The sequence below is a fragment of the Cytobacillus oceanisediminis genome (assembly GCF_004366035.1).
Taxonomy (GTDB): Bacteria; Bacillota; Bacilli; order Bacillales; family Cytobacillaceae; genus Cytobacillus; species Cytobacillus oceanisediminis_C.
Genome location: NZ_SOEE01000001.1, coordinates 405,223 through 418,648 on the forward strand (window position 1 = coordinate 405,223; position 13,426 = coordinate 418,648).

Consider the following 13,426-nt stretch of genomic DNA (forward strand, 5'->3'; position numbering starts at 1 on the left):
TACTTGCCCATAGAGGAACTCTTACTTATACATCTTTAATCAGGAGCTTTTTAAAATAGTACGGCTGACAAGCAAAAACTCAGATTTAGGTGAAATATTGCACTTCTGCTTCTGGAAAATAAGAGTGAATATACCCCCTAATTGTATTTTCAAGATCCTTTGCTTCATCAGTCGGATAAACATACTTGCCTATTCCATATCTTCCCCACTTATATTTACGTTTTTCTTCATCCATTTCCAGCTTTGTTTTCGGGTAGCGTTTTTCAATTACCTTTTTGGCTGGTTTTGTAAATCTGTGCTGGATTAACTCGAAAGTTAATCCTTCCAGATTGATGCCTTCGAGCGATTTGCTTAACCTTTGAAAAAGTTCATGATAGCCTTCACGCCAATCATCATGCATGTAAATAGGCGCTACGATAAAGCCAAGCGGGTAGCCGGCATTAGCTACTTTGCGGGCAGCTTCAAGCCGATCATCGAAAGAGGAAGTGCCCGGTTCAAAGTTTTTTATTACAAACCGCGAATTAACACTAAATCGAAATCGGGTTTTCCCATTATGTTTAGCATCAAGCAGATGGTCGACATGATGATACTTAGTGACAAACCGGAGCTGGCCATACTCCGTCTGGCCAATAAATTCAATTGTTTTTTTCAGGGAATGGGTCAAATGATCAATCCCTACGATATCGGATGTACATGCAGCCTCAAATCGCGTAAGCTCCGGCTTTCTCTCCTCCATATATTTAGAGGCCTGCTCAAAGATTTCTTCAAGGTTTACATACGTGCGAATATATGGCTTGCTGCCAAGTGTGGTTTGCAGATAGCAATAATGGCAGTGGCCCATGCAGCCTGTAGCCAGCGGAATGGCATATTCTGCCGAAGGCTTGGATTTATCAAATTTCAGAGTCCGCCTGATGCCTACCACCAAAGTGGATTTCGCATTGCGGTACTTCTGCAATTCGTTATCCCCGGGAATATTTCTCACCTGGTTATGTGATGTTGTTTCCCTAATTTCTAAATTCATTTTTTCAAATTTTTCCTTTAGCTCTCTTCCTACTGGATATTCTAGAGCCTGAGGTTCTATATAAACTAGCTGAGGGATAAATGGCTTCATTAGGCATACCTCACTTTATCAATTTGTCCTGCCAGCGAAAATTGTCTGCAGAACCCTATGACTGTAGTATGAACCAAATGATCCAACAGCAAAAAAAGAAGATGGAACAATTATTTCCATCTTCTTGGTTTCTTTAAGTTATTTTTATAAACCGCATTTCAACTGAGCATTACAGTTTGTGCAAGTATTGCAGCCGCCGATTTCTTTGACTTTTCCTTTACGGCATACTGGGCATGTGTTGCCGACTTCCGAACCGATTGTTACATCGGTTGAACGCAGGTCGCTGATTGTATCAACCAGAACTACATGCTGCTTTGATTTTTCTTTTTTGACTGTATCTGTATCTTCAAAGCTATTCTCTTCAGCCTTCAGCGTCAATACTTGAGAATCGCGTGATCCGTCTACATAGACTGTGCCACCCTTTGCACCGCCGCGGTATAAGCGTTCATAAACTTGCTCAACCTGTTCAACACTGTAGCCCTTCGGTGCGTTTACTGTTTTACTGATCGAGCTGTCGATCCAGCGCTGTATCACACACTGAACATCTGCGTGGGCTTCAGGAGCCAGATCCATCGCAGCCACAAACCATTCAGGCAGGTTATTAGGATCTGCATCCGGATTGCGATCTAAATATTCCTGAACAATATCTGCCTTCACTTCAATGAACTTGCCTAAGCGGCCGCTTCTAAAGTATGAGAAGGAGAAATATGGTTCAAGACCTGTAGATACTCCAACCATGGTACCTGTGGATCCAGTAGGAGCAACAGTCAGCAGATGTGAATTACGAATTCCGCTTTGTAAAATGGATTCACGGATATCCTCAGGCATTTTCTGCATGAAGCCTGTTTCTGTAAAAGCTTTGCGCAGGCGATTTGTTTCTTCTTGATTTTCACCTGTTAAAAATGGGAAGCTCCCTTTTTCCTCCGCAAGCTCTACAGAAGCTTTGTAAGCAGTTGCTGCAATGGTTTCGAAGACTTTGTCAATCAGCACATTGCCTTCTTCAGAACCATATTCTGTTTCACAATAGATCAGCAGATCATGAAGTCCCATAACGCCTAGACCAACACGGCGCTCTCCTAATGCCTGCTTTTTGTTTTCTTCAAGGAAGTATGGTGTAGCATCTATTACATTGTCCTGCATACGTACTCCTACCTCAACAGTACGCTTCAGCTTTTCAAAGTTAACGGTCTTATTTTCCTTATCTGCCATTTCTGCAAGGTTCACTGCTGCAAGGTTGCAGACAGAATATGGCGCGAGAGGCTGTTCGCCACACGGATTTGTTGCTACAACCTTTTGTCCGTAAGCCTGTGCATTGGTCATGTCGTTGGCATTATCAATAAAGAAAATACCTGGCTCTGCTGAGTATGTTGCACAGATATTAATCAGGTTCCAAAGTTCTTTCGCTTTGATTTTGCGGTGAACTCGGACTTTATAGCCAAGTTTTTCCCACTCTCTGACGTCACCGACTTTATGCCATTCTTCGTTGTAGGTTTTCATGGTATCAGCATCATATGATTCAACATCCGGGAACCGAAGCTCATAGTCTGCATCATTTTCAACTGCATCCATAAATTCTTTTGTCAGGCAGACTGAAATGTTTGCCCCGGTCAGAAATTCAGAATTATGAACACTGTAAGTACCGCCAGTCTCCAATTTTTCTTCGGCATCCTTTATGATTTTATCGCTGAATCCGCCATAGCCGGGAATGCTCTTGTAATTAATAATACCCTGGTACATGGCAATTTCCTGTTCAGTAAATGGAGTGAATTTTAATTTTTCTTTTGCATATTTTTTTATTGTTTCATCATTTGTATTTTCAAGAAGGAATCGTAAAATTCTTGGGTTTTGCATTTTCGAGATGATGAATTCGATGATGTCCGGATGCCAGTCGGCCAGCATAATCATCTGAGCACCTCTGCGGGAACCTCCCTGCTCCACAAGGTGTGTAAGCTTCGCAATATCATCAAGCCAGGATACTGAACCCGATGACTTGCCGTTTACTCCTTTAGCCAGAGTGTTGCGCGGCCTTAGGGTTGAACCGTTTGTCCCAACTCCTCCGCCTCGGCTCATGATTTCCATTACCTGCTTGCGGTGTTCGGAAATTCCTTCACGGGAGTCCTGTACGAATGGCATTACGTAGCAGTTGAAGTACGTAACATCTGTGTCGGCACCCGCTCCATACAATACGCGGCCAGCCGGAATGAAATTCAAGTTTTTCAATTCCTGATAGAATTTTTCAAACCATTCTTTTCTCTTTTCTTCGGTCTTCTCAACAGATGCCAGGCCTGTTGCGTTACGCTTGGCGATTTGCTCATAGTAGATTTCAAGGGGTTTCTCGATTACATCAAGAGGCTTTGTAATAATGCCTGTTCTCGATTCTTCCGGATCATCCAGCACTCCTCTGTAATCTTCCTCTACTAATACCTTGGCTGTCTTGTTTTCCCAGTCAATATCCTGGATGAACCCTAAGCCGCGTGCCGGAAATTTTGGATCTTCCTTGATTGTGAGGACGACGAAGTCACCGTTTGTGAGTGTCACTTTCTCGGTGTCTTTGAAGGTGTAACGATCTAGCATAACTAAGCGGGAAACACCTTTGTGGGTCATTTTCATATCTGGGGTTACAGGGTGAACCTGAGGAAAAAGACGGATATCCTTGTTTAAACGATCAATGTTCAATTTCATTTTTTGTCCTAGAGCAACAGACATTGTTACAACTCCTTCTAAATTCAATTATCAATTAATGTGTAAGCATTCTGGCAGATAGGGTAAATCTATCTGTTTTAAAAGAGTACCCTAAAGTTACCATACCTCAAACCCCAAAATCAATATATAGTGTCCTAAATATTTTCGACACCACTACATATTGTGTTAAATTCAGCTAAAAGTAATTTTGTCAAACTTAAAATATACCAAAATTTAAAGAAAAACAGAGTTAATAGCCGATTTCCGACAAATAACGATAAATTTTAACATATTTTGAAGCTTGCACTTTTACAGGGTAACAATTGGAAAATTATTCATTAAAAAAAGAGAAAAAGCGACTTTGCCGCTTTTATCTCTTATAGTTCCAGTCATCACTTTCATATCGCTCTTTTGCGATTTTTTGTACATATGCCATTTCTTCATCTGTAAGCCTGTAAGGTTCAAGTTCAATATTCAAGCCTTCTTCAAATCCCTTTTTGAAAGCTGTTTTTGCTTGATCCAGAGTAATTTTTTCAGCTGTCAGCTCATTTATGGCAACAGCTTTATTCTTAAAGGCTTTTTGCATTCTCTCTTTGACTCTGTCATTCGGATACTTGAACAAGCTGAACAGCTTGTCTTCATCCAAATCAAGCAAAATGGAACCATGCTGAAGGATTACCCCTTTTTGCCTTGTTTGTGCGCTCCCCGCCACTTTACGGCCTTCTACAACAAGTTCATACCAGCTGGGGGCATCAAAACAAACAGCAGATCTTGGATTTTTCAGAGAGTCCCTTTCATCAGCTGTCTTCGGCACTGCAAAATAAGCTTCCATCCCAAGTCCGTGAAAACCTTTTAAAATCCCTTCAGAAATAACTCTGTATGCCTCAGTTACTGTATTCGGCATATCGGGGTGGGATTCAGGTACAATCACACTGTAAGTGAGTTCATGTTCATGAAGCACGCCTCTTCCGCCTGTAGGCCTGCGGACAAATCCCAATCCATGCTGCTTCACAGCTTCCATATCTATTTCTTTTTCAACCTTTTGGAAATAACCGATTGAAAGAGTTGCCGGATTCCAGCCGTAAAAACGGATTACAGGAGGCATTTTGCCTTCACTGTTCCAGTCAAGCAATGCTTCATCCAAAGCCATATTAAAAGAAGGTGATCCCTCTTTCGAATCGATAAACCGCCAAACTTCCTTAGTCATATGTAGCCCTCATTTTCAGATTCTTTAACTAGTCATTTGCGGTTAATAGTCTACCAAAATTCCAGTGAAATTTAAAGCAAGTTGAATTTCCATAACAAATTTAACAGATTTCCTTTACTCCTATTAGGAAAGGCTTATATAATATTAGTTGGCTTACCTATGTGTGAAAGGAGAAAGACATATTGGAAACACTTTATTTCATTCTTATCATTTTGGGTGCAATCATTACCTATTCCGTGATAACCTGGTTTTATCAGCGCCGAATTGTTAAAACGCTTTCGGAAGACCAGTTCAGAGAAGGCTACAGAAAAGCCCAATTAATTGATGTACGTGAACCAAATGAATTTGAAAACGGCCATATTTTAGGTGCCCGCAATATACCGCTTTCACAAATGAAAATGCGCATGAAGGAATTGCGTCCGGACAAGCCAGTCTACTTATATTGCCAAAGCGGCATGAGAAGTGCGAGAGCTGCCCAGTTTTTGCATCGTAAAGGATACAAAGACCTTTCACACCTGCAGGGCGGATTTAAAAAATGGACAGGAAAAGTGAAAGCGAAAAAATAATAGCATTATTTGAAAAGACCCCGTTATCTTAACGGGGTCTCTTGATTGGAAAAACCCCTCTGCAGGTTCAATCATAATTCATTCCGAAAAACCGCTGTTTTTTCCTCATTTAGCTTGATTCTTTTCCCCGGAATCGCTGCATTACTCACGAATTTCCTTATTCCTTCACAGAGTTCAGATAATAGTCAATATACCGAAAAAAAGAGTGCCCTCTTAAGGACACCCATTTTCGTTTTATTGTTTTTGATAGCGAAGAACCGGCTTTCTTGCAGCCATTGTTTCATCCAGACGGCCAATTACTGTTGTGTGAGGTGCTTCCTGAACAATCTCAGGGTTTTCCTCAGCTTCTTTAGCTATTTGAATCATGGCGTCGACAAAAGCGTCCAGCGTTTCTTTTGATTCTGTTTCTGTCGGCTCAATCATTATGCACTCTTCCACGTTAAGCGGGAAGTAGATGGTTGGGGGATGGTAGCCAAAGTCAAGAAGGCGCTTGGCAATATCCAATGTACGCACGCCAAGTTTCTTTTGGCGCTTTCCGCTTAAAACGAATTCATGCTTGCAATGTCTGTCAAATGGCAGGTCAAAGAATGGCGCAAGCCTTCTCATCATATAGTTTGCGTTTAATACCGCATTTTCCGTAACTGCCTTCAGTCCATCTGGCCCCATAGTACGGATATAAGTATAAGCCCGGACATTGATTCCGAAGTTTCCGTAATATGGCTTTACTCGGCCGATTGATTGCGGACGGTCATAATCAAATTCATATTGGTCACCGTTCTTAACCAAAACAGGCTTCGGAAGGTAAGGAATCAGATCCTCTTTTACGCCTACTGGCCCTGATCCCGGTCCGCCGCCGCCATGCGGTCCTGTAAAGGTTTTATGCAGGTTAAGGTGAACAACGTCAAACCCCATATCTCCCGGACGTGCTTTTGAAAGTACAGCATTCAGGTTAGCTCCATCATAGTACAGCTTCCCGCCGGCGCCGTGAACAATCTCAGCCATTTCAAGAATGTTTTCTTCAAACAAACCTAAAGTATTCGGGTTAGTCAGCATAAGGGCAGCAGTGTCCTCGCCAACCACTCGTCTTAAATCCTCTAAATCCACCAGCCCATTTTCATTAGATTTAACAGTTACTGTTTCAAAGCCTGCGACTGTCGCGGATGCAGGATTTGTTCCGTGGGCAGAGTCAGGAACGACTACTTTTGTACGCTTTGTATCGCCATTCGCCTCATGATAAGCACGGATCATCATTAATCCAGTCCATTCTCCATGTGCTCCTGCAGCTGGCTGAAGCGTAACCTCATCCATTCCCGTAATTTCAATCAGATGCTCCTGCAGATCATACATCAGTTCCAGAGCCCCTTGAACAGAGCTTTCATCCTGCAGCGGGTGCAAGTGGGCAAAACCATTGAAGCGCGCTACATTCTCATTGATTTTAGGGTTGTATTTCATTGTGCAGGAACCCAGTGGATAAAACCCTGAATCAACGCCATGATTGCGTTTGGAAAGTGCAGTATAATGACGCATGATATCAAGTTCAGACACTTCCGGCAGCTCAGGCTCTTCCTCTCGCAGGTAGCCTTCGGGAAGAAGTTCGCCCAGGTCAATTTCTGGAATATCCATTTCAGGCAGGCTATAGCCGATACGGCCTTCTGTGCTTAATTCAAAGATGAGTGGCTGATCTTCCTTATGCATGGTAATCCCCCATTTCTTTAACGAATGCATCGATTTCATCCTTCGTTCTCAATTCCGTTACAGCAACAAGCATATGATTTTTCAGGTCAGAATAATCTCTGCCCAAATCGTAGCCGCCAATAATGCCCTTTTCCAGAAGCTTTTGATTTACTTCTTTAACAGGCTTATTCAACTTGATGACAAATTCATTAAATGAAGAGCCCTCAAATGGAACTTCAAAGCCGGCAGCCTTAAATTGCTGTTTTGCATAATGGGCCTTTTGCATGTTGGCAGCAGCCATTTCCTTTACGCCCTTCTTGCCAAGAGCTGTCATCGCTACAGATGCGGCAAGTGCGTTTAGAGCCTGATTGGAACAAATATTTGAGGTTGCCTTATCGCGTCGGATATGCTGTTCACGTGCCTGAAGAGTAAGCACGAATCCGCGGCGCCCCTGATCGTCTAGCGTTTGTCCGACAAGACGTCCCGGCACTTTCCTCATTAGCTTGGATGTTACGGCAAAATATCCGCAATGGGGGCCTCCGAAAGCTGTAGGAATTCCGAAAACCTGGGCATCTCCTGCTACAATGTCTGCTCCGAATTTACCCGGAGGTGTCAGTGCGCCAAGTGCAAGCGGGTTGCTTGAAACAACAAACATGGATTTATGGGCATGGATAATCTCCTCAAGCTCTTTTAAAGGCTCGACTCTGCCAAAAAAGTTAGGATACTGTACAATGACAGCTGCGATATCATCGCCTATCATTCCATTTAGAGCTTCAAGATCTGTGATGCCGTCTTTATGAGGGATTTCAATCACTTCAATATATTGGCCCTTTGCGTATGTCTTGACTACTTCTTTAGATTCAGGGTGAACCGCGCTGGAGATAAGAACTTTCTTGCGGCGTGTGCTGCCTGCGCTAAGCATGGCTGCTTCAGCAAGGGCTGTTCCGCCATCATACATAGATGAGTTGGCAACATCCATTCCTGTTAACTCACAGATCATTGTCTGGAATTCAAATATTGCCTGAAGCTCTCCCTGGGAGATTTCCGGCTGGTAAGGAGTATAGGCCGTATAAAACTCTGAACGTGATAGCACATGATCAACAATGATTGGCATGTAATGATCATAAACACCTGCACCAAGGAAAGATGTATTTGTACGAAGATCAGCATTTTTCTGAGCCATTTTAGTAAGCTCTTTCAGTAAGGCTGTCTCTGATTTTGCCGGCTTGATTTTATATTCACCCTTAAACCTTACACTTTCGGGAATATCACTGAATAGTTCTTCCACAGAACTGACGCCGATTTTTTCAAGCATTGCTTTCTGGTCAGACTCTGTCATCGGTAAATAGCGATGTTTCATCATTTTCTCCCCCCGGTTAGTTCTTTTCTCTTTTATAAAAAGGTGTTGCTGCAATCTTAGCCTTCAGTCGTTTGCCGCGGATTTCCACTTCCAATTCCGTTCCCGGCTCCGCATGCTCTTTCTTGATAAGAACAAGGCCAATATTCTTTTTTAATGTCGGAGATTGAGTGCCTGTTGTCACTTCCCCGATCAGTTCTTCCCCTTTATATACAGGATAGCCATGGCGCGGAATGCCGCGGTCAATCATTTCAATTCCAGCCAGCTTGCGCGGAACCCCATTTTCTTTTTGATTCTTAAGCACTTCTTTGCCGATAAAATCAGCTTCTTTATTGACTTTTACAGCAAAGCCGATTCCTGCCTCAAGCGGTGTGATTTCAGGTGAGAGCTCCTGGCCATAGAGTGCCAGATTGGCTTCAAAGCGAAGAGTATCCCTTGCGCCAAGCCCGCATGGGAGAACGCCTTCTTCTTTGCCTGCTTCAAGGATTTCATTCCATAACGCGACTGCATCCTTGGCGTCACAATAAACTTCAAATCCGTCTTCTCCTGTATATCCTGTTCTGGAGACTAGCGCTTTCTTTCCATTCAGATCTACATCCTGCTGGAATTTGAAAAATCCGATATCCGACAGGTTCGTGCCAGCAAGCTTTTGGAGCACTTTTTCTGCAAGCGGTCCCTGAATCGCAAGCTGTGCCATATCTTCAGAAAGGTTTTTCAATTCCACATTCCCTTCAGCATGGTCCTGTAGCCAGTTAAAGTCCTTTTCAATATTGGAAGCATTTACAACCAGCAAATAGTGGTCATCCTCTATTTTATAGACAAGTAAATCATCAACAGTTCCGCCATTCTCATAACACATGGCTGTATATTGAGCACCTGAGTTCTTTAATTTGGAAATATCGTTCGTCATCATTTTTTGAAGGTATTTAAGGCTATCCGTCCCCTTTACTTCGATTTCACCCATATGGGATACATCAAAAAGTCCGGCTTTTGTACGGACTGCTTCATGTTCTTCTTTAATGCTTGAAAATTGAACAGGAAGGTCCCAGCCCCCAAAGTCAATGGTTTTTCCTCCGTAATCTTTGTACACCTCGGATAAAGGCGTGCGTTTTAACTGTGACATTTACTCGTCCCCCTTAAATCTTTTGAAGTTTGTTTAGGAACATAAAAAAGGACAGAGTATCCCCTCAAATATGAGAAGATCTCTGTCCTTGCACCTGAAAGTTTACCGAAATCGGCTTTCCCCTTGGGTGGCTTATTAAAAAGCACTCTCCAGAGCTGCGTCAAACAAGAGTTCTTTTGCCTGAGAGATTCACAGATTTTGCTTGCTCCTTCGGCGCTACAAATGTAGTCTCTCCCCTTGTTGTCATTCGCATTTATAAAATTTTCCAAGTTGGTCATACTTATACCAAACAGAAAAAATAAAGAATCCATTATTTCGGTTAACTAAATGTAATGTGTTAACTTTCAAAACTTTCAAAGCTATTAACATCGTACCACCTTAACGAGGTTTGGGCAATATCTTTATATAGATAAAAGGAGCTGTTTTTATGACAGTGCAAATTGGCTTTGATTCTGCCTGGCAGGATGAATTCTTAAAAAGAATTGATGACGACGGCCCATGGGGAAATTGGGAGCTTTATAAACTGGCTGTTGAGGTTGAAAACCACACGACTATTCCTGATTTTGAAGGCCTGCAGGCTCCAAAGCATCTGCCGAACCTTACTCCCCTTCCCCATCAGCTGGAAGTAGCCAAGCAGGTAGTTGAAAGCATGAACGGCAAAGCGATTCTTGCTGATGAGGTCGGTCTCGGTAAAACGATTGAAGCTGGTCTGATATTAAAGGAATATATGATCAGGGGACTCGTAAAAAAAGTCCTTATACTCGTTCCTGCTTCCCTCGTTTCACAATGGGCCATGGAGCTCAACAGCAAATTTTTCATTCCGGCTGCGGCACAGCGGAAAAGCTATGTATGGGAACAATGCGACGTAGTGGTATCATCCATTGATACAGCCAAACGCAATCCCCATCGGGACATTATCTACAGCCTTGATTATGATCTGATCATTATAGACGAAGCTCACAAGCTTAAAAATAATAAAACCAAAAACTATGAGTTTGTGCAAAACCTGAAAAAGAAATTTTGCCTTCTTTTAACAGCAACACCCATTCAGAATCGCATCAGTGAGATATTCAACCTTGTGTCTTTGCTCAAACCGGGCCATCTTGGCAATGAATCAGCTTTTTATGAGAATTATAAAAAGGACTCGCGTTCTTTAAACGATGATGCACATCTAAAAGAACTCGTAAATAAAGTAATGATCCGCAACCGCAGGGCAGATACTGGAATTGAATGGACCAAAAGACATGTGGAAACAATACCGATTGAATTTTCGCAGGCTGAGCGCGAGCTTTATGATGCTGTAACAGAGCTGCGGGGTGAAGGTGACTGGGTCAGTTCGAGCCAATTTTCAGTGATGACCCTGCAAAGAGAGGCGTGCAGCAGCAGAGAAGCTGTCTATTTCACCCTTCAGAATATGCTAAAAAGGCAGGAACAGCCCTCAATAGCTTTTCAGGAAAAAATACAGTACCTTATTAAAAAAGTAGAAGCTGTCCAGCAAAATTCCAAAGCTCAAAAAGCTCTGGAATTAATACAAACCATCAATGACAAGGTCATAATCTTTACTGAATACAGAGCAACACAAATGTATCTTCAGTGGTTTTTAAAACAATACGGGATTACATCTGTGCCGTTCAGGGGAGGATTTAAAAGAGGCAAAAAGGACTGGATGAGGGAGCTTTTCCAAAAGAATGCTCAAGTCCTGATAGCAACAGAAGCAGGAGGAGAAGGGATAAACCTGCAATTCTGCAATCATATCATTAATTTTGATCTCCCCTGGAATCCAATGCGTCTCGAACAAAGGATAGGACGTATCCATCGTCTCGGCCAGGAAAAGGATGTCATGATTTATAATTTTGCCACGAAAGATACAGTCGAAGAACATGTAATGAAGCTTTTATATGAGAAAATACATCTTTTTGAAAAAGTCATAGGTGATTTGGATGATATTTTATCAAAACTTGAATTTGGAAGTATTGACGATCACCTTGTAGACATTTTCGGAAGATCAGCCTCAGAAGGTGAAATGAGAATCAAAATGGAGAACCTGACGAGCATGATTCAATTTGCTGAAGATATGAAAGAAGGTGGACTGAATGCAGCAACAGGAAATTCATAAATTCCTTGAAAGGTATTTTCACGCAAATGGATGCGAAATAATTGATAAAGGCCCGGGTTATATGACCGTACAGCTGACGATTGACTTGGATAAGGAATTAATGAATCGCCCCTTTTACTGGCATTATCTCGAAAAAACAGGCGGGGTTCCTAACCCAATGCAGCTTACACTTATTACAAACCAGCAGCTCGCCCCTGCGCATATTAAGGGGGAAGTCATTCATTTTGGGTCCCCAAGACTTCACCAGATTTTTCATTCTGCCCGAAACCTGGCAGGCTATATACGATTATATGAAAACCACCGGCAGGCACCAGGCATGCAGGTTCCCTTAAGGCCATGGCTGGGAATGAATGTCCGCGTATCTTATCAATGCGACCGAAAAAGAGATGTCTTTAAATCCATCGGCCTCCAATTAATAAATGGACAAATGGTCGAAAGCTTTCATGACAGATTGCTTGACATGAGCCTTACACCAAAGATTCCCGACTACTCTTTCACTCTGTCTCCGCTCATTATGCCGGGGAGCGGTGTGTTCAGGGTAGCTAATTTCATAAAGTCCGAAATTGAACAAGAAGAACATTTATGGGCCGAAGAAGCCCGTAAGCGCTGGCAAAAAGATCTCAGCCTTCTTGAACATTTTTATGAAGATGCAGAAGAAAAGGGGGAAAGCTATGAAAACGAGAAAGCAGCCCTTCAAGAGCAATATGAGCCAAAGATTAATATCTCTATAATAAATGGAGGCCTCTTTTATCTGACAGACAGCGCAGTATGAAATCACACAAAAAACCGGCAGACATTGCCGGTTTTTTGCATGAAATCTATTTATGTTTTTTTCTTTTCATGCCCAAATAGAAAAGATATGAAAACATGCCAAACCACCTGAATAAAAACGGCTCTTTCATGTCCTTTTTCTCTATTTTATGCCGTTTTCGCTCATCTTTGGGCTGATCTATATATTTTACTACTGTCTGTGTAAGATACTTTACATAATCGTTGGATTTCATTTGTCATACCTGCCTTTTTCTGCACATATTGCAATTAAAGCTTGCATTTTATCATTTACAAGTATGTCCAACTAGTTTTCACCCTAAACAATCTGTTATTTCCTGAATTATTTCTGCTTTATCTTTATTAGTGGTATCAATGACTACATGAGCGGTTTCTTTATATAGTGGCATCCTTTTTTCATAAAGTTCCTGAATCAGCCTTTTTTTATCGCCTTTCAGCAGGGGTCTGGAATGATCGTTTTCAATCCGCTTAAATATTTCTTCCGGCGATGCATAAAGGAAGAAAACGATTCCTTTTTCATTCAGCTTTTTTCTGTTTTCAGGTTTAACTACAATTCCCCCGCCAGTAGTAACAATTCCCGCTCTATTATCAAATTCATCTAATATAAGAGTTTCAAGGTTTCTGAAGTATTCCTCTCCATGCTCTTCAAAAATATCATTAATATTTTTCTTCTCCCGCATAACTATTTCTTCATCTGTATCGATTACTTCTTGGTTTAAGCAGGATGCAAGCTCTTTTCCAATTGTTGTTTTGCCGGCACCCATGAATCCGATTAAGTAAATTGGCTTCATCTTTATCCCC

Annotated in this window: 11 protein-coding genes and 1 riboswitch; of the genes, 3 read left to right on the plus strand and 8 right to left on the minus strand. The window is 42.0% G+C overall.

Translation table 11 applies throughout. The annotated features are described in order from the left end of the window. Positions 1 to 85: 85 nt before the first annotated feature. From splB to DFO72_RS02085, 3 genes are all read right to left on the minus strand, one after another. Positions 86 to 1,111 carry a spore photoproduct lyase gene (splB, locus tag DFO72_RS02075; RefSeq protein WP_113884383.1) on the minus strand — a complete coding sequence of 342 codons (1,026 nt, stop codon included), beginning with the start codon at positions 1,109 to 1,111 and terminating at the stop codon, positions 86 to 88. 144 nt (positions 1,112 to 1,255) lie between these two features. Then, positions 1,256 to 3,817, minus strand: coding sequence for a vitamin B12-dependent ribonucleotide reductase (locus DFO72_RS02080; RefSeq protein WP_113884382.1), 2,562 nt, complete (start codon positions 3,815 to 3,817; stop codon positions 1,256 to 1,258). 346 nt (positions 3,818 to 4,163) lie between these two features. Further along, the gene (locus tag DFO72_RS02085; RefSeq protein WP_113884381.1) at positions 4,164 to 5,000 is read right to left on the minus strand and encodes a lipoate--protein ligase family protein; all 837 of its coding nucleotides are present in this window, start codon (positions 4,998 to 5,000) and stop codon (positions 4,164 to 4,166) included. Positions 5,001 to 5,182: 182 nt separating this feature from the next. Here DFO72_RS02085 and DFO72_RS02090 point away from each other — a divergent pair, with 182 nt between their 5' ends. After that, positions 5,183 to 5,566, plus strand: coding sequence for a rhodanese-like domain-containing protein (locus DFO72_RS02090; protein ID WP_113884380.1), 384 nt, complete (start codon positions 5,183 to 5,185; stop codon positions 5,564 to 5,566). 234 nt (positions 5,567 to 5,800) lie between these two features. On the opposite strand, the gene gcvPB is transcribed toward DFO72_RS02090, so the two are convergent. From gcvPB to gcvT, 3 genes are read right to left on the minus strand one after another with little or no spacing between them, the layout of a single operon-like run. After that, the gene (gcvPB, locus tag DFO72_RS02095) at positions 5,801 to 7,261 is read right to left on the minus strand and encodes an aminomethyl-transferring glycine dehydrogenase subunit GcvPB (protein ID WP_113884379.1); all 1,461 of its coding nucleotides are present in this window, start codon (positions 7,259 to 7,261) and stop codon (positions 5,801 to 5,803) included. Then, on the minus strand, positions 7,254 to 8,600 hold the full coding sequence (gcvPA, locus tag DFO72_RS02100; RefSeq protein WP_113884378.1) for an aminomethyl-transferring glycine dehydrogenase subunit GcvPA: 1,347 nt from the start codon (positions 8,598 to 8,600) through the stop codon (positions 7,254 to 7,256). The genes gcvPB and gcvPA overlap by 8 nt, the downstream gene beginning before the upstream one ends. Positions 8,601 to 8,616: 16 nt before the next feature. After that, entirely contained in the window at positions 8,617 to 9,720 is a 1,104-nt protein-coding gene (gene gcvT / locus DFO72_RS02105) for a glycine cleavage system aminomethyltransferase GcvT (protein ID WP_113884377.1), read from the minus strand. A 158-nt stretch (positions 9,721 to 9,878) separates the two neighbouring features. Then, positions 9,879 to 9,967: riboswitch (glycine riboswitch) on the minus strand. Positions 9,968 to 10,147: 180 nt separating this feature from the next. Here gcvT and DFO72_RS02110 point away from each other — a divergent pair. Next, complete coding sequence (locus DFO72_RS02110) at positions 10,148 to 11,836, plus strand: DEAD/DEAH box helicase (protein ID WP_113884376.1); 1,689 nt, start codon at positions 10,148 to 10,150, stop codon at positions 11,834 to 11,836. Next, entirely contained in the window at positions 11,814 to 12,608 is a 795-nt protein-coding gene (locus DFO72_RS02115; protein WP_113884375.1) for a YqhG family protein, read from the plus strand. Before DFO72_RS02110 ends, DFO72_RS02115 begins: the two co-directional genes overlap by 23 nt. A 46-nt stretch (positions 12,609 to 12,654) precedes the next feature. Here DFO72_RS02115 and DFO72_RS02120 read toward each other — a convergent pair whose 3' ends face one another. Both DFO72_RS02120 and DFO72_RS02125 read right to left on the minus strand, forming a co-directional pair. Next, a complete protein-coding gene (locus tag DFO72_RS02120) occupies positions 12,655 to 12,840 on the minus strand; it encodes a YqzE family protein (RefSeq protein ID WP_113884374.1) in 186 nt (61 codons plus the stop codon). A gap of 78 nt (positions 12,841 to 12,918) precedes the next feature. Continuing rightward, positions 12,919 to 13,416, minus strand: a complete 498-nt coding sequence (locus DFO72_RS02125) for a shikimate kinase (protein ID WP_113884373.1) — start codon at positions 13,414 to 13,416, stop codon at positions 12,919 to 12,921. Positions 13,417 to 13,426: the final 10 nt, after the last annotated feature.

What these genes read in the sequence shown, in the direction of transcription:
- gcvT (WP_113884377.1), bottom strand. Translation starts at nt 9,720, where the DNA reads ATGTCACAGTTAAAACGCACGCCTTTATCCGAGGTGTACAAAGATTAC.
- DFO72_RS02115 (WP_113884375.1), top strand. Translation starts at nt 11,814, where the DNA reads ATGCAGCAACAGGAAATTCATAAATTCCTTGAAAGGTATTTTCACGCA.
- DFO72_RS02085 (WP_113884381.1), bottom strand. Translation starts at nt 5,000, where the DNA reads ATGACTAAGGAAGTTTGGCGGTTTATCGATTCGAAAGAGGGATCACCT.
- DFO72_RS02110 (WP_113884376.1), top strand. Translation starts at nt 10,148, where the DNA reads ATGACAGTGCAAATTGGCTTTGATTCTGCCTGGCAGGATGAATTCTTA.
- DFO72_RS02120 (WP_113884374.1), bottom strand. Translation starts at nt 12,840, where the DNA reads ATGAAATCCAACGATTATGTAAAGTATCTTACACAGACAGTAGTAAAA.
- DFO72_RS02125 (WP_113884373.1), bottom strand. Translation starts at nt 13,416, where the DNA reads ATGAAGCCAATTTACTTAATCGGATTCATGGGTGCCGGCAAAACAACA.
- DFO72_RS02080 (WP_113884382.1), bottom strand. Translation starts at nt 3,817, where the DNA reads ATGTCTGTTGCTCTAGGACAAAAAATGAAATTGAACATTGATCGTTTA.
- gcvPB (WP_113884379.1), bottom strand. Translation starts at nt 7,261, where the DNA reads ATGCATAAGGAAGATCAGCCACTCATCTTTGAATTAAGCACAGAAGGC.
- gcvPA (WP_113884378.1), bottom strand. Translation starts at nt 8,600, where the DNA reads ATGAAACATCGCTATTTACCGATGACAGAGTCTGACCAGAAAGCAATG.
- splB (WP_113884383.1), bottom strand. Translation starts at nt 1,111, where the DNA reads ATGAAGCCATTTATCCCTCAGCTAGTTTATATAGAACCTCAGGCTCTA.